A 21,497-nucleotide genomic window follows, 5' to 3' on the forward strand; every position below is an offset into this window, starting at 1 on the left:
GGAAAGTCGCCGGACAGTCACAAAGAGTAGTACCTCGCCGAACCCATGACGGGAAGTTCGCGAATCCCCGGACAGCGGAGGGCCGCTCGCGGTATGGAACCAGGCGTGCGGCAGGTACTCGCGCGCCCCGCGGTCGCCCGCTCACCACCCCTCGCCGAACTTCCCGAAGAAATCCCGGAAACGTGTGTAAGAGCCGGTGCGGACCGCCCTCTCACAGGTCACAGGGCCCGAAACCGGGCACGACCCGAAGGCAGAGAGGAAGACGATCATGGAACGCCCCGTCAGCGTCGTCGAGCACGAGCTGGAGCTCAACCTGGTGCTCTCGCCGGAGCACAGCGTCCCCGTCCCGGCGCGGCTGTCCTACGGCAGCCACGACCCGTACGCGGTCTACATCACCTTCCACCTGGACACCGGTTCGCCGGTGACCTGGGTGTTCGCCCGCGAGCTGCTGGTCGAGGGCACCTTCCGCCCGTGCGGCCAGGGCGACGTGCGGATCTGGCCGACCCTCTCCCAGACTTCGGCCGGGGGCACCCCCAAGGGCCGGCGCAGCGTGCTGTGCCTGGCGCTGAGCTCGCCCGCCGGGGACGCGCTGCTGGAGGCGCCGCTGCCGGCCGTCGCGGCCTGGCTGGAGCGGGCGCACCGGCTGGTGCCCCCGGGCAGCGAGCTGGCCGCGCTGGACATGGACGGCTCGCTCGCCGAGCTGCTCGCATAGGCGTGCGCCCCGGCGTGCACAGGGCACGTGTACGACCAGCCCGTAACGACCAACAGGGCCGGCCAGCCCGTACCCCAGCCTGTACGACCAGCACGGCACGACCAGAGGGAAGCAGGAGCGGCGCCCCCGCCGGCTCAGCGGGCCGCGGGGGCCTGCTGACGACCGCGGGCGGCGTCCGGACCGCCGTCGCGCTGGCCGGGCAGCCGGACCAGTGGGGCCCCACCGGAGCGCCGCCGGGCCCTTATCCGGATGGCGGCGGCGAGCAGGAAGCAGAGCCCGACCCACGGGTAGACCGAGGTCGGCAGCTGGCGCCACGGCGGCATGTGGAGGACGGCCGTGCCGAGCGGCTTCGCCGCCCACATCGCGAAGGAGAGGAAGGCGGCCAGGGTGGCCCAGAAGGCGGCCCGCCAGCGCACCCGGCGGATGCCGGCCGGGCGGGCGTGCTCGGTGGAAGCCTCGGCGGCGAGCAGGACGAGCATCGGCACGCACCAGATCCAGTGGTGGGTCCAGCTGATCGGCGAGATCAGCACGGCGGTGACGGCCGCGCAGCAGACGCCCCAGGCCTCGGCCCGGGGCAGCCAGCGTCCGCTGCGGGCGGCCCAGGCGGCGACGGCGAGGCCGGCCAGCGCGACCAGGCCGGCCGCGAGGGTGGCGACGGTGCCGGGTTCGGCCAGGTGCAGCAGGCGGGCGACGGCGCCGCGCAGCGACTGGTTGTCGACGATGTACGTCTTGCCGACCCGGGAGGAGTCGTAGAGGTACGTGGTCCAGAAGCCCCGAGTGGCGTCGGGCAGGACCAGGGCGCCGAGCAGGAACGTGCCGAGGAAGGTGAAGCCGGCCACGAAGGCGGCCCGGATCCGGCCGGTGACCAGCAGGTAGACCGCGAACAGGCCGGGGGTGAGCTTGATGCCCGCGGCGATGCCGATCGCCACGCCCTTGCTGCGGCGTCCGTCCGGGCGGGTGAGGTCCCAGAGGATCAGGCAGGCGAGCGCGAGGTTGATCTGGCCGTAACGGAGCGTGGTGAACACGGGTTCGAGCCAGACCCCGAGGCCGGTCACCAGGATCACGCCGATCGGCCGCAGTTCCCGGCGCGGCCAGCCCACCAGCTTGAAGGACAGGTGGGTCAGCAGGGCGAGCAGGCCGACGTTGCCGAGAGTGATCGCGACCCGGAGGACGGGGATCGGGAACCAGGTGGTCGGGACGAACAGCATGGCCGCGAACGGCGGGTAGGTCGCGGGCAGGTTCCACTCGGTGACGCGCAGCGCGTACAGGTCGGTGCCGTTGGCGACGGCGGCGCCCTCGGCCCGGTAGACGACCATGTCCACCATCGAGGTGTGGACGAAGTGGCGCACCACCGCGTACCCGACCAGGGACAGCAGCGCCAGCGCGGAGGCGGCCAGCAGCGGGCGGCGGGGCGCCTCGCGCAGGGCCTGGACGGGGGCGCCGAGCGTTCGGCGCAGCCGGTCCGACAGGGGGGCGGGCGCGGGGTCGGGTGCGGTCCCCACCGGGCTGCGCTCGTCTTGCACCGCTGTCACTGTCCACTCCGTCCACCGCTCGGCCAACCAGCGACGATACCGGATGCCACCCGAACGGGCCTGGACACGATCAACTACTCACAGTGACGAACAGGTCCGTCCGCCCGCGTTCCTCGGCTTCGGGCGGGCGCCCCAGGCCGGCCTCAGCCCCGGTACGCCCCGAGGGCCCGGGTGAAGTCCAGCGGCTGCTGGACGATGCTGCTGCAGGTCGCGTCGGCGTAGCCCTTGGCGCCGCCGTCGCAGGCCTTGTCCCGGGTACCGGACCACATGGCGAGCCAGGCGAGGTGCTTGGCCGTCGCGAAGTCGGCGAGCTGCTTGGCGTCGGCCACGGTGAAGACCTCGTCGGCCACGTCGTTGACGCCGATCATCGGGGTGACCGCGACCCTGCGCCAGGCGGCCGCGTCGTCCAGCGCCAGCACGCTCTTGACCTGGGCCTGGGTGGCGGTGGCCGCGGCGATCGCGTACGTGCCCATCCGGCCCTGCGGGTCGGGGGCGACGCCGTCGCCGAAGTCCATCGCCATGATGTTGACGGCGCCGATCGTGACGCCGTCGGCCTTGGCGCCGGCGACCAGGTCGACGCCCTCCTGGGTCAGGCCGGAGGGCAGCGCGGGCAGGGTGAAGGAGACGTCGAGGGCCTTGCCCTTGGCGGCCGCGTTCCTCTGCAGCTGGGCGATGGCCTGGGCGCGGCGGGTGTTGGCGGCCCGGTCGGCGATCGCGCCGCCTTCGACGTCGAAGTCCAGCTTGGTCGCGCCGTAGGCGTCGACGGCCTTCTGGTAGGCGGCCGTGAGGTCAGCGGCGGAGCCGCACGCGAGGGCCAGTTCGCTGCCGTTGGCGCCGCCGAAGGAGAGCCGGACGTCGCCGCCGATCGCCCGCAACGCGCCGATTTGGGCGGCCACCGCGTCGACGGACAGGTCGCTGACGCCGCCCCACTTGGGCACGCAGCCGCCCCCGGAGACCACGAAGGCGAGGTTGTAGTCCTTCACGCCGCTCGCCTTGGCGGTGGCGACCAGGTCGTACGGCGGGTAGAGCGAGGTGTCCACGTAGGGGGCGAAGCCGGCCCCGGCGCCGACCGGGGGAACGGGCACACCGGTCGCCGTGGGGGTGGCGGTCGGGGTGGCGGTCGGGGTGGCGGTCGGCGCCGGGGTGGTCGGCTTCGCCGTGGCAGTGGGGCTGGGCCCGGCGGTCGCGGTCGCAGTGGCGCTGGCGGTCGGTACGGCGGTGGCGGTCGTGGTCGCCGTGGCGGTGGCCGTCGGAGCGGCGGTGCCGGAGGGGCGCCCCGAGGGGGTGGGCGCGGTGCCGTCACCGGCCTTGCAGGAGACGTTGTTGATCAGGCAGTCGGCCGGCTCGGCCTGCGCCGCGCCCGCGCCGTGGGCGACGAAGCCGACCACCACGCTCGTACCGGGCTCCAGCCGCTTGTTCCAGGCCTCCGGCTTGACGGTGATGTGCCGGCCCTGGGCGGTGAAGGAGGCGTTCCAGAGGGAGTCGATCGTCGCCCCGGCCGGCAGGTCGAAGCTGAGCGTCCAGTCCTCGATCGGGCTGCTGTCCGGGTTGGTGACCAGGTACTGGCCGGTGTAGCCGGAGTCCCACGCGCTGGTGCGGCTGTAGACGGCGCCGAGCGAGGCGGCGCTGGCCGAGGAGGCGAGGAGGACCGTACCGCCCGCGACCAGGGCGGCGGCGACCGCGGCGGCCCCGACGATCGTGCCCTTGCGGCTGCGCCTGCGGCGGCCGGAGCGGCGGGTGGGCTGGGTGGTCATGGCGCGTTACCTCCGCGGGTGCCTTCGGTCGGCCGCCGTCCGGGCAGGGGTGCGTACGGACGTCCGGGCGGCCGGCCCGGCTCGGTCAGGTGACCGGCGCGACCGACGCTAGCGGCGGCCCGGGGGCGGAACCGGCGGGCTGAGCGAGGGGTAGAACTCCCTTAGGCCGCAGTTAAGGAAGACCCTCAAGGAAGACCCCGGCAGCCGACCCCGCGGCGTCTCGACGACGGCCCCACGCCCGGCCCCGGTCCGGCACCGGCACGCCCCCGTCGCCCCCGGTCACCGCTGGAAGAGCGCTCCCCGGCCGCGCCGCCGACCGGCCCGCGCGGGCCCCGCCGTCTCCGCGCGGGCCCGCAGCCGCAGCCGGGTCTCGGCCCCGCCGAGTACGGCGGAGCGGCCGAGCGCGAGGTCCCCGCCGGTGGACTCGGCGAGCTTGCGGACGATGTCCAGGCCGAGGCCGGTGGAGCCCTCCCCGCCGTGGCCCTCGCCGCGTCTGAGGGCGGCGGCCGGGTCGCTGTAGCCCGGTCCGGCGTCGCCGACCAGCACGATCACCGAGCAGTCGGTGGCCAGCACGTCCACCGAGAAGGCGGTGCCGATGGCGGTGTGCCGGAAGACGTTGCCGAGCAGGGCGTCGACGGCGGCGGCCAGGTCCGCGCGCTGGACGGGTACGGGCGCGGCCCGTTCGGCGCCGGCCAGCTGCCAGCGGCGCCCTTCGTCCTCGGCCAGGGCGGACCAGAAGGCGACTCGTTCCCGGATCACCTCGGCGGCGTCGCAGCCGACCGCGACGGCGGGTGCGTCCTCGGGGGCGCGGCGGGCCGAGTGGATGATCTGGTCGACCTCGCGCTCCAGTTGGGCGACCGCGTGCCGGGTGGCGTCGGCCGCGTCGCCGTCGCCGAGCGAGGCGGCGTTGAGCCGTAGGACGGTCAGCGGGGTGCGCAGCCGGTGGGACAGGTCTGCCGCCAGTTCGCGTTCGGCGGCGAGGAGTTGGACGACCCGGTCGGCCATGGTGTTGAACGCGTGGCCGGCTTCGCGCAGTTCCTCCGGGCTGCCGTCGACCTGTCTGCCCTCCACCGGGACGCGTACCGCGAGGTTCCCGGCGCCGAGCGAGCGGGCCGCGCCGGCGAGTCTGCGCGCGGAGGCGACGATCCGGGTGCCCATCCGGTCGGCGACGAGCACCGAGATGGCGACCAGGCCGAGCGCGACGGCGGAGAGCACCAGCCAGGCGGTGGAGACGCCCCGGGTGAGGTCGCTCTCGGCCACGAACACCTCGACCACGGCGGTCCGCCCGGTGTCCACGGCGAAGGGCTGGAGCAGCGCGTACCCGCCGGCCACCTTCACGGTGAAGGAGCGGCCCTGTCCCCCGGCGGTGGCCACGTCGCCGAGGGTGGCCCGGCCCTCTCCCAGGGTCGGCCCGGCGGGGCCGTCCGTCCCGGCGGCGGGCTGCCCGGCCGCCGGCAGGTGGACGGCCATCCGGCCCTGGCCGCCCGCGTCGGTGCTGGCCAGGGCCCGGTCGACGGCGTCCTGGTCGGTGGTGATCGCCAGGGCGGGGCCGAGCGCCGCCGCCTGCCGCTCGGCGGCGGTGAACGCCCGGTCCCGGGCGGTCTGCTGGACCATCAGGCCGAGCGGGATGAGGAAGGCCAGCGCGACCATGGTGGTCCCGGCCACGGCGGCCTTGATCAGGGCCCAGCGCAGCGAGTGTCCGAACCTCCTCATGTCCCGTGCTCCGCGACGCCCCCGGGGGCCTCCAGCCGGACGCCGACGCCCCGGACGGTGTGCAGGTAGCGCGGGTTGGAGGCGGTCTCGCCGAGTTTGCGGCGCAGCCAGGAGAGGTGGACGTCGATGGTCTGGTCGCCGCCGTAGGTCTGCTGCCAGACCTCGGCGAGGATCTCCTTGCGCGGCACGACGACGCCGGGCCGGGCGGCGAGGAAGGCCAGCAGGTCGAATTCACGGCGGGTCAGGTCGAGCGGCCGGCCGTCCAGGGAGGCTTCGCGCCGCTGGAGGTCGATGGCCAGCCCGCCGACCCGCAGGATTCGGGCGACGGGCGCGGCGCCGCTGCCGAGCCGGCGCAGCACGGCGGCCATCCGGGCGCTGAGGTGCTCGCCGGAGAAAGGTTTCACCAGGTAGTCGTCGGCGCCGGCGTTGAGCAGCCGGACGATCTCGGCCTCGTCGTCCCGGGCGGTGGAGATGATCACCGGCACGTTGGTCAGGCCACGGATCATCTTGAGCGCCTCGCCGCCGTCCAGGTCGGGCAGGCCCAGGTCGAGGATCACCAGGTCGCAGCCGACCTGGGCGACCTCCCGCAGCGCTTCGAGCGCGGTGCCCACACTGCGGACGGCGTGGCCGGTGTCGGTCAGGTGGCGGATGAGGGCGGAACGTACGAAGGGGTCGTCCTCGACCACGAGCACTGTTGCCATGGGCCTGCACGGTACGCCATCGGCGCGCAGTGGTCTGTACCTCGGCCGGCAGTGGTCTGTACCTCAGGGCCCGGTCCGGACATGGGCAACTGCCCCGGAGAACACCAGGGCTGCCGGTCTCGGGCGGGACGGAAATGCGGCAGGATGTGCGCACGATGCGGAACGGACTGGTACAGCTCGGCGCCTGGGCGGCGGCCACCGGGGCGGCGGTGGCGCTGTCCTGGCTCGGCGTGCACGCGGTGCTGACCGGCGCCGCGTTCGAGCAGCCCGCGGCGCTGCCGCTGCCGTCCCCCAAGGCCGACGGCACGCCGTACACCCCGGCCGCCACCCCCGAGCAGGCCCACTCGGCCACCCAGGTCGACACCCCGGCCCCGCCGGCCTCCCCCGCCGCGACCACCGCGCACGGTCCGGCCTCCTCCGCGACCGCCCCGCCGCCCAGCCGCCGGCCCTCGCCCGCCGCCACCGCGACGTCCACGGTGAAGAGCTACCCGATCCCGGGCGGCAAGGTCGCGCTGGACCTGAAGGCCGACCAGGCGTCCCTGGTCTCCGCCACCCCCGACCCGGGCTGGCAGATGCAGGTGTGGAACGGCCCCCAGTGGATGCGGATCGACTTCACCAGGGGCGACCAGGCCAACTCGGTCTTCGTCTCCTGGAACGGCCACCCCCCGATCGTCGAGACGGCCATCCGCTAGCGCCGCCCCGGCGCCAGAACCCCCCGCGCGTCAGAACCTTCCACGCGGCAGCCCCTCCGCGGCAGGACCCTCCGTGCGTCAGAACCCTCCGTGCGGCACGTACCCCGGCAGGTACGGCCCCGCGTAGCCGGCCCGGTCGACCAGCGTGTGCCTGGTCCCGCCCGGCACCCCGATGGTGGCGAGCACCGCCACGCCGTACGCGTCCCGCGTCTCGTACGGCTCGGCCAGCGACAGCGCGCCGCGGTCGACCGCGTAGTCGTAGGCGTAGTAGACGTCCGGCACGCTCACCGCGACGTCCAGCACCCCGTCCCCGTACCGGTCCAGGTACGCGGCCAGGTCCCGGCCGCGCGGGCCGATCGCCCGTACCAGCGAGGTGAGCACGATCCGCGTCCCCGGCGCGGCGAGCACGTACGAGGCTGTCTCCGGTTCGCCGGTCTCGGGCCCCGCGTACGCGGTGCAGCGCAGTCCGAGCGCGGCGCAGTAGCGGCGGGCCGCCCGCTCGGCGTCTTCGACCGCGAAGACCACCGCGTCGGCGCGGCCGATGGGCAGTGGACCCGGTTCGCCCAGGTCCGGCGGGAAGCCTGCCCCGAGCGGAACGGTTTCGGCGGCGGTGTCGGTCATGAGGGCCTCCCGGTAGGCGTGCGGACCATGCGGGCTGCGCCCCGGTACCGGGTGGGGCCCGGGCAGGGGCTGGTGGCTGGAGGGTGGCGCCGAGCCGACCTGCGCGCAACTGTTCCGTTTCCTCCTGGTCAAGCTGTGCCCCGGGGCGGGAGAATCGGCCGCACCGCTGTACAGAATGCCCACCGGAGGACGGTGCCGCGATGCCCCCCGCCCACTCCCCGAGCTCCCCGACGCCCCCCGCCTCCCCCGGCGCCCCCGGTTCCCCCGGCTCTCCCGCCCCGCACGGCGCTTCCGCCGCCCCGGCGGTCGGTGCGAACGACACCATCGACGCCCTGGACGGCCGGCTGATCCGGCTGCTCGCCGAGGAGCCGCGGATCGGGGTGCTGGAGTGCTCGCGCCGGCTGCAGGTCGCCCGGGGCACCGTGCAGGCCCGGCTGGACCGGTTGCAGGCCAAGGGCGTGATCGGCGGCTTCGGCCCGGAGGTGGACCCGGCGGCGATCGGCTACCCGGTGACGGCCTTCGCCACCCTGGAAATCTCCCAGGGCCAGGGCACGGACGTGCGGGCGCACCTGGCGAGCGTGCCGGAGGTGCTGGAGCTGCACACCATCACCGGGGTCGGCGACATGATGGTGCGGATCGTGGCCCGTTCGAACGCCGATCTGCAGCGGGTGATCGACCGGGTGGTGGGCTTCGACGGGATCGTCCGCTCGTCCACCGCGATCGTGCTGGAGAACCCGGTGCCGTACCGGATCCTGCCACTGGTGGACCAGGCCGCCGCCGAGTAGGACGGTCAGCAGGCTGGGCCACCGCCGAGCAGGCCAGTCAGCAGGCGGGGACGCTGCCGCCGCTCTTGAGCGCCTGCAGCACCGAGACCGCCTCGCCGAGGGTGCCGACCGGCACCAGTCGCAGCGTCTTGGGCGTGTTCACCTTGGCGTCCGTGCACTCGTCCCTGGGCAGCAGGAACACGGTCGCGCCGTCCCGCGCGGCCGCCTGCGTCTTCAGCGGGACGCCGCCCACCGGGCCGACGGTGCCGTCCTTGTCGATCGTGCCGGTGCCCGCGATGGTGAGCCCGCCGGTGAGGTCGCCGCCCTTGCCGTCGCCGGCGAGCTTGTCGACGATGCCCAGGGCCAGCATCTGGCCGGCGCTCGGGCCGCCGACGTCGCCCAGGTCGACCTTGACCTTCACCTGGTCCGGCGAGAGGTGGAGGTAGCCCAGCGCGGCCGCGGTGGCGCTGTCCTGCGACTCGGCCATCTGCTGGGCCGTCACCTGCTCGGCCTTGGCCGGGTCGCCCTGCGGGTACACGGTGTCGGTCGGGCGGACGGCCTCCTGCGGGTCGAACCAGGCCCGCATCGACCGCAGGAAGGTGCTGCGCTGGTCCGGGTTGGTGGCCGTGATGGTGACCATCCGCAGCTCGCCCTGGGTGGTGCGCAGCGGCGCCCCGGTGATGGTGAGCACCGGCTTGTCCTGGTACGTGCCCAGGGTGTCCGCCGTCAGGCCCGGCCAGGTGATGGTGTACGGCAGCGGGACGAAGGCGGCCACGCCGAACAGTGCGGCGACCAGCACCCCGCAGAGCGCGAGCGCGCGGGTCCGCGGGGAGGTGAGGGCCGTGGGCAGCTTGGTGTCGGACACAAGGGGAATCCAAACACACCCGACGCCCCGCGCGGGCGCTACCTCAGGGCGTCGGCCACCTCGGTCGCCGCCTCCACGACCCGGGGGCCGACCCGCTCGGGGACCATCCCGTTCAGCATCACCACGCCGACGCTGCCCTCGATCCCGGTCAGCCCGAGCAGTGCGGCGGCGGCTCCGCACGCACCGGACTGCTCCTCCGCCCGGGTGATGACGAAGCCCTGTTCGGGCCGGCGCTGGCTGGGGAAGGTGCGGGCGTCCAGGATCGCGCGGCCGGCCGCGCTCTCGGTGAGGGGGTGGCGCAGGCCGGTCCGGTAGGCGACGTGGAAGTCGGTCCAGCTCGGTTCGACCACCGCGACGGCCAGCGCCTCGTTGCCGTCCACCAGGGTCAGGTGGGCGGTGGCGCCGAGGTCCTCGGCGAGGCTGCGCAGGGCGGGCAGCGCGGCCTCGCGCAGCAGCGGGTGCACCCGGTGCGCGAGCCGGAGCACGCCGAGGCCGACCCGGGCCCGGCCGCCGATGTCCCGGCGGACCAGCCCGTGCTGCTCGAGGGTGGCCAGCAGCCGGTAGACGACGGTGCGGTTGACCGCCAGCCGGGCGGCCAGTTCGGTGACGGTGAGCCCTCGTTCGGAGTCGGCGAGGAGTTTGAGGACCCGGACGCCGCGGTCCAGGGTCTGGGAGGTCTCGGCAGTCACGACGGGCAATCCTTTCCGCGGCGCTCGCAGGGCGGGCGGCGCCGGTCCAAGGTCGGTGTCGCGCGCAGGTGGGGGTGGCCGCGCTCGGACCGGTGCGGTGTCGTCCTCGACCCGTACGGTCCTGCGGAGCCCGTCCTGCGGGGGTTGCCCGGCGGAAGAGCGTGGGGGAAAGGTAGTGAAGGAAAGGTCGCGGCGGAAGTGGTTGTCCAAAATTCGGGCGTGATCGACTTCGTCGGCGCCGAAAATTACGGACGAACCATCCCATTTCGCCCGTCACCTCAGGGCATGGGTCCGACGCCGGTCCGAACTCCGGACACCCCGGCACGCGCGCGCCCGCCCGCGCCCCTCCCCGCGCCCCCGCCCGAACGCCTCCCCGCGCCCCTCCCCGCAGGCCGCCCCGCGGCGGCCCGCCGGACCGCTACTTCGCCCACTCCCGGATCTTCGCGATCCGCGCCTTGAGCTGGTTGGCGGTGGCCTGCGCGGTGAGCGGCCCGCCGCACTGGCGGCGCAGCTCGTTGTGGACGGTGCCGTGCGGCTGGTTGGTGCGGTGGTGCCAGGCGGCCACCAGCGCGTTCAGCTCCTTGCGCAGCTCGCGGAGCTCCTGGTGGGTGACGACCGGCCGCTGTTCGGCCGGCATCTCCAGGAGGTCGGCCTCGTCGGCGGGCTTGGTCTTGCTGCGCTGGATCTGGCGGTGCTGGCGCTTCTGCAGCAGCATCTGCACCTGGTCGGGCTCCAGCAGGCCCGGGATGCCGAGGTAGTCCTCCTCCTCCTCGCTCCCCGGGTGGGCCTGCATGCCGAACTCCATGGCGTTGTACAGCACCCGGTCGAAGACCGCGTCGGAGCCGAGCGCCTCGTAGGAGAACTCGTCGCCGCCCGCGCCGTCCGGCCCGTCGTTGGCCCGCTCGGCCTCGGCGAGCAGCCGGTCCTCCTCGTCGAAGAGGCCGTCGCCCTCCTTCTTCGGCCGGTCGAGGACGTGGTCGCGCTGGACTTCCATCTCGTTGGCGAAGCCGAGCAGCATCGGGATGGTCGGCAGGAACACCGAGGCGGTCTCGCCGCGCTTGCGGGCGCGCACGAAGCGGCCGACGGCCTGGGCGAAGAACAGCGGGGTGGAGATCGAGGTCGCGTACACCCCGACGCTGAGCCGGGGCACGTCGACGCCCTCGGACACCATGCGGACGGCGACCATCCAGCGGGAGGTGCCGGCCGCGAAGTCGGAGATCCGCTTGGAGGCCTCGGTCTCGTCGGAGAGCACCAGGGTGACCTTCTCGCCGCTGATCTCGCGCAGCAGCTTGGCGTAGGCGCGGGCCACGGTCTGGTCGGTGGCGATGACCAGTCCGCCGGCGTCCGGGATGGCCTTGCGGACCTCGGTCAGCCGCCGGTCGGCGGCCTGCAGCACGGCCGGGATCCACTCGCCCTGGGGGGCCAGCGCGGTGCGCCAGGCCTGGGCAATCAGGTCCTTGGTCATCGGCTCGCCGAGCCGGGCCTCCAGCTCGTCGCCGGACTTGGTGCGCCAGCGCATGTTGCCGCTGTAGCTGAGGAAGATCACCGGGCGGACGACGTGGTCGGCGAGCGCGTGCCCGTAGCCGTAGGTGTAGTCGGCGACGGACTTGCGGATGCCGTCGCCGCCGGCCTCGTACTGCACGAACGGGATCGGGTTGGTGTCCGACCGGAACGGCGTACCGGTCAGCGCCAGCCGGCGGGCGGCCGGCTCGAAGGCCTCGAAGCAGGCCTCGCCCCAGGACTTGGAGTCACCGGCGTGGTGGATCTCGTCCATGATCACGAGGGTCTTGCGGGCTTCCGTCCGGTTGCGGTGCAGCATCGGGTTGACCCCGACGCCCGCGTAGGTGACCACGATGCCGTGGTACTCCCGGGACAGCGGACCGGAGGAGTACGCAGGGTCCAGCTTGATGCCTATCCGCGCGGCCGCCTCCGCCCACTGCTTCTTCAGGTGCTCGGTCGGCGCGACGACGGTCACCTGCTGCACCAGGTGGTTGTGCAGCAGGTACGAGGCCAGGGTCAGCGCGAAGGTGGTCTTGCCTGCGCCCGGGGTCGCGACCGCGAGGAAGTCCCGCGGCTGGGTCTCGATGTACTTGTCCAGCGCACCCTGCTGCCAGGCCCGCAGCTTGCCCGCGGTGCCCCAGGGGGCACGGCCGGGGAAGGCCGGGGAGAGGTGGTGCGAACCGCCGGGCGCGGCTTGGCCGACGGACCGGGCGGGCGCCTGCGGCTCCGAGGCGTCGGAGAACAGCGGCATCGAGGAGGCGGCGGCAGTACTCACGGTCTCCGAGGGGGATCATCGCAGGTCAGAGGCGGTTTTGCGGCCTCGTCCCGCGGTCGGGCGGCGATCGGACAACCCGCCCAGCCTACCGGGCCGACGCGGTTGGGGCCTCCAGACGGGGCGCCGCGCCGGGCCCGGACGGCCGGAAATCGACGTGACGCGGATCACATCCGATCGCCCCAGAAAATCCGGTAATCACCACGGCCACCAGGACTCTCACCAAGGTGAGGCCGCACCGCCCCCCTGCCCCGCGCGGCCCCGCACCGAACCGAAGGGACCTCCCGTGCGCACCGTCGAAGAGACCGTCCAGGCCCGCCTGATCCTCTCCTCCCACCGCTCCGTCCGGCTGCGGGTGGTCCTGTCCTACCGGCCGGAGGACCCGCTCGCCGTGCGGATGGCCTTTCCCGCCGAGTTCTCGCTGGACGAGGCCGCGGAGGACCCGCAGGGCGCCGAGGACATCGTCTGGGTCTTCGCGCGCCGGCTGCTGTCGGCCGGCGTCGAGCTGGCGACCGGGGTGGGCGACGTCCACGTCCGGCCCGCGCCCGGCCGGTGCACCATGGTCGAGCTGCGGGCCCCGGAGGGCACCGCGCTGCTCCGGTTCGACACCGGCGACCTGCGCCGCTTCCTGTGGCGCAGCCGGCTGGTCGTGCCCGAGGGCGAGGAGCACCTGCACCTGGACGCCGACCGGGCGCTCGCCCAGCTGCTCGGCTGACACCCGGCGGCGCCGGACGCCGGACGCCGGAAGCCCGGGGCGGGCCCCCGGCCCCGGGCCGCGAAGGCCCGGCGGCCCCGCGCGTCAGCCCGACAGCTTGCGCATCAGCCGGACGCCCTGCGCCGCCGTCAGGTGCGGCAGGTACGCCTTGCCGATCGCCCTGGTGATGCCGGGCAGCGCGGCCGGGTCGGGGTAGGCCATGTACATCGGCCGGTACTCCGGCTGGAACTTCGCCTTGAACGCGAGCAGCGAGCGGAAGCCGTACACCGGCTCCAGCACCCTGCCCATCCAGTCCAGCATCCGCTGCAGCCCGGTGGGCTCCTCGCCCTGCCCGGCGCGGGCCAGCGGCGCGCCCGACAGCGACAGGAAGCGGGCGCCCTCCTCCTTGAAGCCGAGCGCGGCCGAGGCGATCAGGAACTCGCTGACGCCGCGGAAGCCGTCGGAGCGCCGGCGCATGAAGTCCAGCGTCCAGCCGACCGGCACGCCGTCCTCGTACACCGGCATCCAGCTGGTCAGCCCGTGCACGACCCGCTGTTCGTCGACCGCGACCAGCACCCGGACGTCCGGGTCGTCCAGCTCCTCCAGGCCGCCGAGCGTGAAGCCCATCTCGGGCAGGCCCTTCTCGGAGACCCATTCCTCGGAGATCGCCCGGATCTGGTCCCGCAGCGCGAGCGGCGCCTCGTGGTAGGCCCACCACTCGGCGGTGATGCCCTGTTTGCCGGCCTTGTTGAGCGCGGTGCGGATGTCCTGCCACTTGCGGCCGGTGAAGGCCAGTTCGGGCAGCGCGACGACGGTGTCCTCGGCGACCTGCACCGAGCGCCAGCCGAGCTGCGCGGCGGCCTCCCTGGTCTGCCCGCTGACGCTGTAGAAGCACGGCGTCCAGCCGCGTGCATCGCAGTAGCGGGCGAAGCCGGCCACCGCCCCGGCCCGGTCCTGCGGCGCGCCGAACGGGTCGCCGGTGGTCAGCGCGACGGTGCCCACCACCCGGTAGGCGACGGCCGCCCGGCCGTGCTCGTCGAACCAGTAGTGGTTGCCGTCCCAGGTGGTGATGAACGACAGCGTCCCGCCGCCGTGCTCGGTGAGCAGCGCCCGGGCCCGCGCGGCGGCCTCCGCGTCGGTGTGCAGCACCGGCCGGCGGAAGGCCGACAGCAGCACGGCCAGCGCCACCACCCAGAACGCCAGCCCGCAGTACGTCTCCAGGAGGCGCGCCACCGGGCCGACGGCGATCGGGTAGTCCGGCAGCAGGTCGTTGTACGCGGGCGGCAGGAACTGCGCCGGCAGGCCGTGCAGCAGCCGGCGGACGGTCGCCCCCGGCTCGAATTGGTCGGCCACCAGCCGTCCGAGCCCCACGTACACGGCGGAGGAGACGAGCGCGGCCCCGCCGAGCACCGCGACCAGCCGGCGCACCGACCGGCCGGACAGCCGCAGCCGGAACCGCTTGCGGGTGGCCAGCAGCAGACCGGTGGTCAGCAGCGGCAGCAGCATCGCCTCGACGAAGTACTGCACCACGTCCTGGCTGACCGGCCCGGCGTCCAGGTACAGCCAGCCCAGCAGCGCGCCCCAGAGCAGTTCGGTGGCGACGGTCACCAGCCAGGCGAACCGCAGCCCCCGGCGCAGCCCCTCGGCGAGCACCAGCAGCAGCGCCGGGAACAGCGTCGCCATCAGCCGGCCGGGGGTGTCGAAGATCCGGACGACGGCGTGCGCGCGGGCGCAGTCGTGCGCCGAGATCGCGCAGAAGTCGGCCACCTCGTCGGGGCTTAGCCGGTGGGAGAGGTAGAGCTCGGAGAAGGTGTTGAACGGCCCGCTGGCGTTGTCGTACAGCGAGGCGATCAGCGGTCCGAAGGCGGCGGCGACCAGGCAGAGCGCGACCAGCACCCGGGTCTCGGAGTGCGAGGAGCGGTGCGAGCGCAGGTACGGGCGGCCGCGGCTGATCAGCGCGCCCACGCCGAGCCCGGCCAGCGCGGCGGCGCACCGCTGGACGCTCTGCAGGTGGCCGACGTACAGCGTCATGACGAGCGGGAGCAGCAGCACCAGCAGGTGCAGCCGGCGGCGCCAGAGCACGGTGAGCCGGTATCCGAGGACCCCGGCCAGCGCGAACAGGCCGACGGCGGGGCCGACCGAGATCTGGTCGGCCACCGAGGCGGTCCACTGCTCGCCGGCCGAGGAGCCGAACGCGACCAGTCCGGCGCCCAGCAGGGTGCCCGCGACCTGCCCGCCGACCAGCACCGCGAGGGTGCGCAGCCGGCCGAGCCGGTGCTCGGCGGCCGGGCCGACCAGGAGCAGCAGCAGGCTGGTGAACACGTACGAGCCGCGGCCCGAGCACCAGAACATCGAGGTGAACGGCGCCCACCAGTGGCCCTCGGCGAGCGTGGGCAGGCCGACCCCGGCCCGCTCCAGCAGCCGCTCGGACGGCCCGTGGGCCAGGCTTCCGGTGGCCGCGCCGAGCAGCCAGAGCCCGGCCAGCAGGACCAGCGTCAGCGGCGCCGAGCGCAGCCGGGTGCCGAGCGCCCGGGCCGCCCGCCGGACGCGCTGCGGGCGCGGCTCCGGCGTACGGGTGACGGGGGCGCGGTCCGCGCCCCGCTCGGCCGCGCGCTGCGCGACGACCCGCGCCGTCCGGTGCTCGCCCTCGCCGACGGCGACGGCCGTCGCCCCCGCCCCCGCCCCGGTCACCGGGTCAGCCCGGTCTGCTGGGCGAGCCAGGGGATCTGCTGGGCGATGCCGGGGCGGAAGACGACCCAGCCGTGGCCGCCCGGCATCAGTTCGAACTTGGACTTCATCCCGGCCCCCTGCACGGCCTGGTAGACCTTCTCCATCTGCGGCCTGAACTCCTCGTCGGTCTCGCCGACGACCATGGCGACGCTGGTGTCCGGGAACTTCTTGCGGGCCATCACCTGCACCGGGTCGACCGCGTCGAACTTCTTCTCGTCGCCGTCGAACGCGGCCTTGACGGTCTCCTCCCGGGTGCCCAGGGTCGGCTCGTCCTGTCCGGACATGTCCAGGACGGTGCCGTACACGTCGGGCGCGTTGACGCCGAGCTGGAGCGCGCAGGTGCCCCCCATCGAGGCGCCGCCGATCCCCCAGGCCTTCCGTCCGGTGGCGGTCTGCAGATTCTGGTGGATCCAGTTGGGCACGTCCACCGCCAGGTAGGTCTGCATCTTGGCGATCTTGGAGTCCAGGCAGAGCGTGTTGGCCCAGGTCGAGCCGAGCTGGTCGGGCATCACCACGATCGGCGCGAGGCCGCCGTGCTGCGCGGCGAAGTCGTCCATCGCCTCGTTGATCTGCGCGGAGAGCACCCAGTCCCCCGGCACCCCGGGCTGGCCGGTGATCATGACCACCACCGGCAGCAGCGGCCGCGGCGTGGCCTGGTAGGCGGGCGGGAGGTAGACGTACGCGTCCCGGGCCTTGAAGCCCGACTTGGTGCCCGGGATCGGCACCACCGAGACGGTGCCCTTCTCGGGCAGGTCGGCCGGCGGCCGCCAGACCTCGTCGAGCACCTTGTCCGGCGGGGCGGCCAGGGTCTGCCCGACCTTGGGGATCAGCCCGTCGGTCTTGGTCAGCCACGGCGCCAGCATCACGCGGCCGCTCGGGAACTGGCCGAAGCCGATGTTGACCTCGGAGGCGGCCATCAGCAGCACCAGGCCGCTCAGGCCGAGCGCGAGGCCGCGGCGCCGCCAGGAGATCCGGCGCATCCGGTAGCCCGCCAGGCAGAGGCCGAGCAGGGCGACGGCTATCCACCAGGTGACGTACTTCGGCGTGCCCTCCGGGAAGGGGTGCCACCAGCCGTCGACCACGACGTCCAGCAGCAGACTGAGCGCGGCCGCGGTGAACAGCGCGGCGGGCAGGCGGAACCGCCACCAGCTCCGGTCGCGGCCGACGGCGAGCGCGAACAGCGCCGCCCAGCCGACCGCGAACACGGCGTGCGGGATCAGGCCCTCGGTGAGCGGCCAGTCGATCGGGTTCCAGCGGGAGGCGAGAGTGAGCGTGGTCATGCTGCTTTGCCCGGCTGGGTGGTGTCGGCCAGGAACCCGTAGGCCACGACGTTGCCGTCGTAGCCGCGTTCCTCGCTGTACGCGCCCCCGCAGGTGATCACCCGCAGTTGCGCGTCAGCGGCCTGGCGATAGACCCGGTCGTCCGGGAAGTCCTTTCGGTCGTGCACTTCGATGGCGTACAGCTGGTAGACGGCAATGGCTCCGTCGGCCCGGGCGATCTCGATCCGGTCCCCGCGACGGAGCGCTCCCAGATGGTAGAAGACGGCCGGACCGGACTTGTTGTCGACGTGCCCCGCGAGGATCGCGGTGCCGCGCTGGCCGGGGCTGGCGCCGCCCCGGTACCAGCCTGCCAGGTTGCGGTCGGCTTCGGGCGGGGCCTGGAGGTGGCCGTCGGCGTCCAGCCCGAGCGCGGTGACCGGGGCGTCCAGCCGGACCGCCGGAATGCGGATCCGGGTCGGCGTGGACGCCCCCAGTGGCGGGACGACGGAGACGGGCGCGATGCCGGCCTGCCCCTGCCCGGCGCCCGGGGCGGGCGGCAGCACGGGCGAGCCGCCGTGCAGCAGCCAGGCACCGAGCACCAGCGCGGCCCCCGCCGCCAGGGTGCCCGGCCACGGGCTCCCGTTCTGCTGGACGCCCACGGGCGCTCCCCTCTGCCGACGGAATCCCACTTCCTGGGAGTTTCCTGGGAAACAATTGAACCGGATCGGACTGTAAAGCACGTCCATACGATGGTCGTATCGGCACCCGCCGAACGGCAGGGCTTCCGCCCCTTTCCTTGCGCCGAGTGCGCGCTCGCTCGCGCAGCGCGACCACCGCCCCCCGCGCGCGGTCACCGCAGGACCACGCCCGCCACGAGCTACCGACGGTTCTACGGCTCGGTCCGGTTGCGGCGTTCGGGCGATCACTCGCGACCACCGGCTGTGCCTCTTCGACCACTTACGCCCTCATGCCATGCTGACTCGGTCACGGGTTCTATCACCTGACCTTCCGATCGGATCCCCGCACTCCCGCACGCTGCCGAACGCCCCACGAACGGAGTGACCATGGACGCGCTCTCCCGCCGCACCCTGCTGGCGGCCGGTGCCGCCACCGCCGCCACCCTGGCGGCGGGCTGCGGCAGCAACCACGCCACCGGCGGGGAGCGGGCGACCGGTTCCGCCGCCCCCGCCACCGGCGCGGCCGTCGAGCAGAGCGCCACCCCGGCCCCGGCCCCCAAGCCGCAGGCCGTCCTGATCGGCGACGGCTCCACCGCCGACACCGGCGCCCAGCCGCACCAGCCCGTCCCCGAGCGGCTGCAGCCCGGGCAGCGCCCGCCGCAGTTCGTGGTCTTCTCCTGGGACGGCGCCGGCGAACTCGACAACGGCCTGTTCGCCCGCTTCCGCCGGCTGGCCCAGGAACACGACGCGAAGATGACCTTCTTCCTCAGCGGCCTCTACCTGCTGCCCGAGTCCAAGAAGGACCTCTACCGCCCGCCGCAGCACAAGGTCGGCGCCTCCGACATCGGCTACCTGAGCGACCAGCACATCCGCGACACCCTGGAGAACGTGCACGCGGCCTGGCTGGAGGGCCACGAGATCGGCACCCACTTCAACGGCCACTTCTGCGGCGCCACCGGCGTCGGCAAGTGGTCCCCCGAGGAGTGGGACAGCGAGATCCAGCAGGCCATGGACTTCGTGACGAACTGGCGCACCAACACCGGCTTCACCGACCTCCCCGCGCTGCCCTTCGACTACCGCAAGGAGCTCATCGGCAGCCGCACCCCCTGCCTGGAGGGCCAGCGCAACCTGCTGCCCACCGCGGTCAAGCGCGGCTGGCGCTACGACAGCAGCGGCAATGGCACCCAGGTGTGGCCGCAGAAGATCCAGGGCGGCGCCCTGTGGGACCTCCCGCTGCAGTCCATCCCCTTCCCCGGGCACACCTTCCAGGTGCTCTCGATGGACTACAACATCATGTACAACCAGTGCGGTCCCAACACCAAGGCCGACCCGGCGCTCCACCCGGGCTTCCAGACCCAGGCCCGCGACGCCTACCTGATGGGCTTCGACCGCACCTACAACGGCAACCGGGCACCGTACGTCATCGGCAACCACTTCGAGGAGTGGAACGGCGGCATCTACATGAACGCCGTCGAGGAGGTCCTCAGGACCATCGCCGGCCGACCGGAGGTCCGCCTGGTCTCGTTCCGCCAGCTGGTCGACTGGCTGGACGCCCAGGACCCTGCGGTGCTGCGCAAGCTGCAGACCCTCGCCCCGGGCCAGTCCCCGGCCGGCGGCTGGGAGGCCTTCCTCGGCACCCCGGCGGCGGCGCCGGCCCCCTCCACCGCCGCCGCCGGCTGACCTCAGGCCTTGCCGCGGACCCGTCCGGAGACCAGCGCCCCCAGCAGGGCCACCCCGGTACTGGTCAGGAGGACCACCGCGAAGGCGCCGGGTGAACCGGCGCCTTCGCCCGTGTGGGCGCCGGCCGCCGAGCCGCCGCCCAGCGCCGCGAACAGCACCCCGGCCAGGCCGGTGAGCAGCACGTTCCCCAGCGCGTCGCTCATCTGCAGCGCGGCCGAGTTGGCACCGGCGTCCTGCGGCGCGGAGAGCTTCATCATCAGCACGCTGACGCTCGCGATGGCCAGGCCCATCCCGATGCCGCCGACGCCCCAGGCCACCGCGGCCACCCAGGTCGGCACCGCCGGGACGAGCACCAGTGCGGCCCCCGCGGTCGCCACCGCGGTCAGCACGAAGCCGCCCCGGATCATCGCCTCCCGGTAGCGCTCGGCGCCCGGCCGCCCCTGCAGCCACGAGCCCAGCGCCCAGGACAGCCCGCCACTGGTCAGGGTGAGGCCGGCCAGCGTCGGCGAGAGCCCGCGCTGGCTGGTCATCATCAGCGGGATGAACACCTCGGCGGAGAAGAACGCCCCCGCCGCCACCCCGCGCAGCAGGATCACGGTCGGCAGCCCGCGCACCGCCCGCAGCGTCCCCGCGGGCAGGAGCCCGAGGACGGCGGGCAGCAGCAGCGCCGCCCCGGCCGCCCCGGGGAGCAGCCCGACGGGGTCGAGGCGCTGGCCCGCGTACTGCAGCAGTCCGGCGCCGAGCGCGGCCATCGCCGCCAGGGCGGTGCGGCGGCGGTCGAAGTCCGCGCCCCTGGGCGCCGGGTGCTCGCGCTCGGAACGCGCCAGCGCCGGGCCCATCACGGCCAGCGGCAGCAGGATGAGCGCCGGGACGGCCAGGAACACCCAGCGCCAGCCGAGGTGCTGGGTGACCGCCCCGGCGACCAGCGGGCCGACGATCGAGGGCAGCACCCAGGCCGAGGAGAAGGCCGCGAACACCGACGGCCGCAACCGCTCCGGATAGGCCCGGCCGACCACCACGTACAGCGCGACGATCACCAGCCCGCCGCCCAGGCCCTGGACGGCCCGCCCGGCCACGAACACCCACATCCCGGGCGCCGTCCCGGCCACCAGCAGGCCGACGCCGAACACCGCGATGCCGGTGAACAGCGGCCGCAGCGGCCCGCGACGGTCGCACCACTGGCCGGAGACGACCAGGGCGAACAGCGTGGTGGTGAAGTAGCCGGAGAAGGCGAAGGCGTACAGCCCGAGGCCGTTCAGCTGGCGGGCCGCCGTCGGCATCGCGGTGTTCACGGCGGTCGCCTCGAAGGCGATCACCAGGACCACCGAGACGATCCCCAGCGTCAGCGCGCGGTAGCGGCCGCTGAGCACCCCGCCGCCGGAGTCGTCGTCGAGGGGTATCGGTGCGGGGTCGACCGAGGTGGGGGAGGCAGTGGTCATACGAGACATCGTAAGAGCCGTCGGCCTCGGTGACCCCTGACCAGGGTCGGTGCCCGACTCGGTCCCGAGGCCTAGGACGGGCCCCACGCCGCGGGCCGCGCCCCGGTCAGTGCAGCACCTTCAGGCCCACCACGCCGGAGACGATCAGCAGCAGGCAGGCGATCCGGGCCATGGTCACCGCGTCGCCCAGGACGGCCATCCCGTAGAGCGCGGTGCCGACCGCGCCGATGCCGACCCAGACCGCGTAGCCGGTACCGATCGGAATGGTGCGCATCGCGTACGCCAAGCCGCCCATGCTGAACAGCAGTGCGACGCCGAAGACGATGCTGGGGACGGGACGGGTGAAGCCCTTGGACGACTCCAGGGCGACCGCCCACACGGTTTCCAGGAAACCCGAGACGAGCAGAACGAGCCAGGCCATGACGGTGATGCCTCCGCAGTCCACAGCGGCCGAATTGCCGCTGAACTGCGCCGTCTTGTCGTCACCGGGTACGACGCGCTCGTCCGGGGTGGCGCGAATGAAGCCACCTGCCTCCGACCGTAGCACACACTGCCATACAGAATTTACAAACCGGCATTGACCCCCCTCCCCCGGATACGCCACCATGAATTCACTGGCCGTGTGCCCGAGTGGCTTAGGGGACCGTCTGCAAAGCGGTGCACGCGGGTTCGATTCCCGCCATGGCCTCGTGGAAAAGGAATT

The 21,497-nt window shown here is 73.8% G+C and carries 18 protein-coding genes, 1 tRNA gene and 1 riboswitch; of the genes, 6 read left to right on the forward strand and 13 right to left on the reverse strand.

Annotated features, from left to right (window positions below):
* Positions 1-268: 268 nt before the first annotated feature.
* Positions 269-712 (forward strand): SsgA family sporulation/cell division regulator, encoded by a 444-nt coding sequence (locus AC0B61_RS17035; protein ID WP_471741463.1) that lies wholly within the window; start codon positions 269-271, stop codon positions 710-712.
* 134 nt (positions 713-846) lie between these two features.
* On the opposite strand, the gene AC0B61_RS17040 is transcribed toward AC0B61_RS17035, so the two are convergent.
* The 4 genes from AC0B61_RS17040 to AC0B61_RS17055 form a co-directional block, all read right to left on the reverse strand.
* The gene (locus tag AC0B61_RS17040) at positions 847-2,244 is read right to left on the reverse strand and encodes a glycosyltransferase 87 family protein (protein WP_471741464.1); all 1,398 of its coding nucleotides are present in this window, start codon (positions 2,242-2,244) and stop codon (positions 847-849) included.
* A gap of 143 nt (positions 2,245-2,387) precedes the next feature.
* Positions 2,388-3,998 carry a cellulose binding domain-containing protein gene (locus AC0B61_RS17045; protein ID WP_471741465.1) on the reverse strand — a complete coding sequence of 537 codons (1,611 nt, stop codon included), beginning with the start codon at positions 3,996-3,998 and terminating at the stop codon, positions 2,388-2,390.
* 279 nt (positions 3,999-4,277) lie between these two features.
* Positions 4,278-5,711 (reverse strand): sensor histidine kinase, encoded by a 1,434-nt coding sequence (locus AC0B61_RS17050; RefSeq protein ID WP_471741466.1) that lies wholly within the window; start codon positions 5,709-5,711, stop codon positions 4,278-4,280.
* Complete coding sequence (locus tag AC0B61_RS17055; protein ID WP_471741467.1) at positions 5,708-6,412, reverse strand: response regulator transcription factor; 705 nt, start codon at positions 6,410-6,412, stop codon at positions 5,708-5,710. Before AC0B61_RS17055 ends, AC0B61_RS17050 begins: the two co-directional genes overlap by 4 nt.
* 155 nt (positions 6,413-6,567) lie before the next feature.
* Between AC0B61_RS17055 and AC0B61_RS17060 the strand changes: the two genes are divergently transcribed.
* The gene (locus tag AC0B61_RS17060) at positions 6,568-7,104 is read left to right on the forward strand and encodes a hypothetical protein (RefSeq protein WP_471741468.1); all 537 of its coding nucleotides are present in this window, start codon (positions 6,568-6,570) and stop codon (positions 7,102-7,104) included.
* Between the two features lie 78 nt (positions 7,105-7,182).
* On the opposite strand, the gene AC0B61_RS17065 is transcribed toward AC0B61_RS17060, so the two are convergent.
* Entirely contained in the window at positions 7,183-7,725 is a 543-nt protein-coding gene (locus tag AC0B61_RS17065; protein WP_471741469.1) for a VOC family protein, read from the reverse strand.
* A 200-nt stretch (positions 7,726-7,925) separates the two neighbouring features.
* On the opposite strand from AC0B61_RS17065, the gene AC0B61_RS17070 reads away from it, so the two are divergent.
* On the forward strand, positions 7,926-8,510 hold the full coding sequence (locus tag AC0B61_RS17070; protein ID WP_471741470.1) for an Lrp/AsnC family transcriptional regulator: 585 nt from the start codon (positions 7,926-7,928) through the stop codon (positions 8,508-8,510).
* A gap of 37 nt (positions 8,511-8,547) precedes the next feature.
* On the opposite strand, the gene AC0B61_RS17075 is transcribed toward AC0B61_RS17070, so the two are convergent.
* The 3 genes from AC0B61_RS17075 to AC0B61_RS17085 form a co-directional block, all read right to left on the reverse strand.
* Positions 8,548-9,354, reverse strand: coding sequence for a S16 family serine protease (locus AC0B61_RS17075; RefSeq protein ID WP_471741471.1), 807 nt, complete (start codon positions 9,352-9,354; stop codon positions 8,548-8,550).
* Positions 9,355-9,392: 38 nt separating this feature from the next.
* Positions 9,393-10,043 (reverse strand): IclR family transcriptional regulator, encoded by a 651-nt coding sequence (locus AC0B61_RS17080; RefSeq protein ID WP_471741472.1) that lies wholly within the window; start codon positions 10,041-10,043, stop codon positions 9,393-9,395.
* A 418-nt stretch (positions 10,044-10,461) separates the two neighbouring features.
* The gene (locus AC0B61_RS17085) at positions 10,462-12,294 is read right to left on the reverse strand and encodes a DEAD/DEAH box helicase (RefSeq protein ID WP_471741525.1); all 1,833 of its coding nucleotides are present in this window, start codon (positions 12,292-12,294) and stop codon (positions 10,462-10,464) included.
* Positions 12,295-12,601: 307 nt separating this feature from the next.
* On the opposite strand from AC0B61_RS17085, the gene AC0B61_RS17090 reads away from it, so the two are divergent.
* Positions 12,602-13,030, forward strand: a complete 429-nt coding sequence (locus AC0B61_RS17090) for an SsgA family sporulation/cell division regulator (protein ID WP_471741473.1) — start codon at positions 12,602-12,604, stop codon at positions 13,028-13,030.
* Between the two features lie 84 nt (positions 13,031-13,114).
* Here AC0B61_RS17090 and AC0B61_RS17095 read toward each other — a convergent pair whose 3' ends face one another.
* Genes AC0B61_RS17095 through AC0B61_RS17105 form a run of 3 tightly spaced genes read right to left on the reverse strand, consistent with a single transcriptional unit; the run spans position 13,115 to position 17,657 of the window.
* Complete coding sequence (locus AC0B61_RS17095) at positions 13,115-15,700, reverse strand: rhomboid family intramembrane serine protease (protein WP_471741474.1); 2,586 nt, start codon at positions 15,698-15,700, stop codon at positions 13,115-13,117.
* A complete protein-coding gene (locus tag AC0B61_RS17100) occupies positions 15,697-17,019 on the reverse strand; it encodes an alpha/beta hydrolase (RefSeq protein ID WP_471741475.1) in 1,323 nt (440 codons plus the stop codon). Before AC0B61_RS17100 ends, AC0B61_RS17095 begins: the two co-directional genes overlap by 4 nt.
* Positions 17,016-17,657 carry a class F sortase gene (locus AC0B61_RS17105; protein ID WP_471741476.1) on the reverse strand — a complete coding sequence of 214 codons (642 nt, stop codon included), beginning with the start codon at positions 17,655-17,657 and terminating at the stop codon, positions 17,016-17,018. The genes AC0B61_RS17100 and AC0B61_RS17105 overlap by 4 nt, the downstream gene beginning before the upstream one ends.
* A 405-nt stretch (positions 17,658-18,062) precedes the next feature.
* Here AC0B61_RS17105 and AC0B61_RS17110 point away from each other — a divergent pair, with 405 nt between their 5' ends.
* Entirely contained in the window at positions 18,063-19,355 is a 1,293-nt protein-coding gene (locus AC0B61_RS17110; RefSeq protein ID WP_471741477.1) for a polysaccharide deacetylase family protein, read from the forward strand.
* Positions 19,356-19,357: 2 nt separating this feature from the next.
* Here the strand turns inward: AC0B61_RS17110 and AC0B61_RS17115 are convergent, their stop codons facing one another.
* Complete coding sequence (locus AC0B61_RS17115; protein ID WP_471741478.1) at positions 19,358-20,803, reverse strand: MFS transporter; 1,446 nt, start codon at positions 20,801-20,803, stop codon at positions 19,358-19,360.
* A 97-nt stretch (positions 20,804-20,900) separates the two neighbouring features.
* Positions 20,901-21,215: a DMT family transporter gene (locus AC0B61_RS17120; protein WP_471741479.1), complete on the reverse strand. Its 315-nt coding sequence runs from the start codon at positions 21,213-21,215 to the stop codon at positions 20,901-20,903.
* A 44-nt stretch (positions 21,216-21,259) separates the two neighbouring features.
* A riboswitch (guanidine-III (ykkC-III) riboswitch) is annotated at positions 21,260-21,325 on the reverse strand.
* Between the two features lie 85 nt (positions 21,326-21,410).
* Between AC0B61_RS17120 and AC0B61_RS17125 the strand changes: the two genes are divergently transcribed.
* Positions 21,411-21,482 (forward strand) — tRNA-Cys (locus AC0B61_RS17125).
* Positions 21,483-21,497 lie beyond the last annotated feature (15 nt).

It is taken from the genome of Kitasatospora sp. NPDC023385, assembly GCF_055664045.1.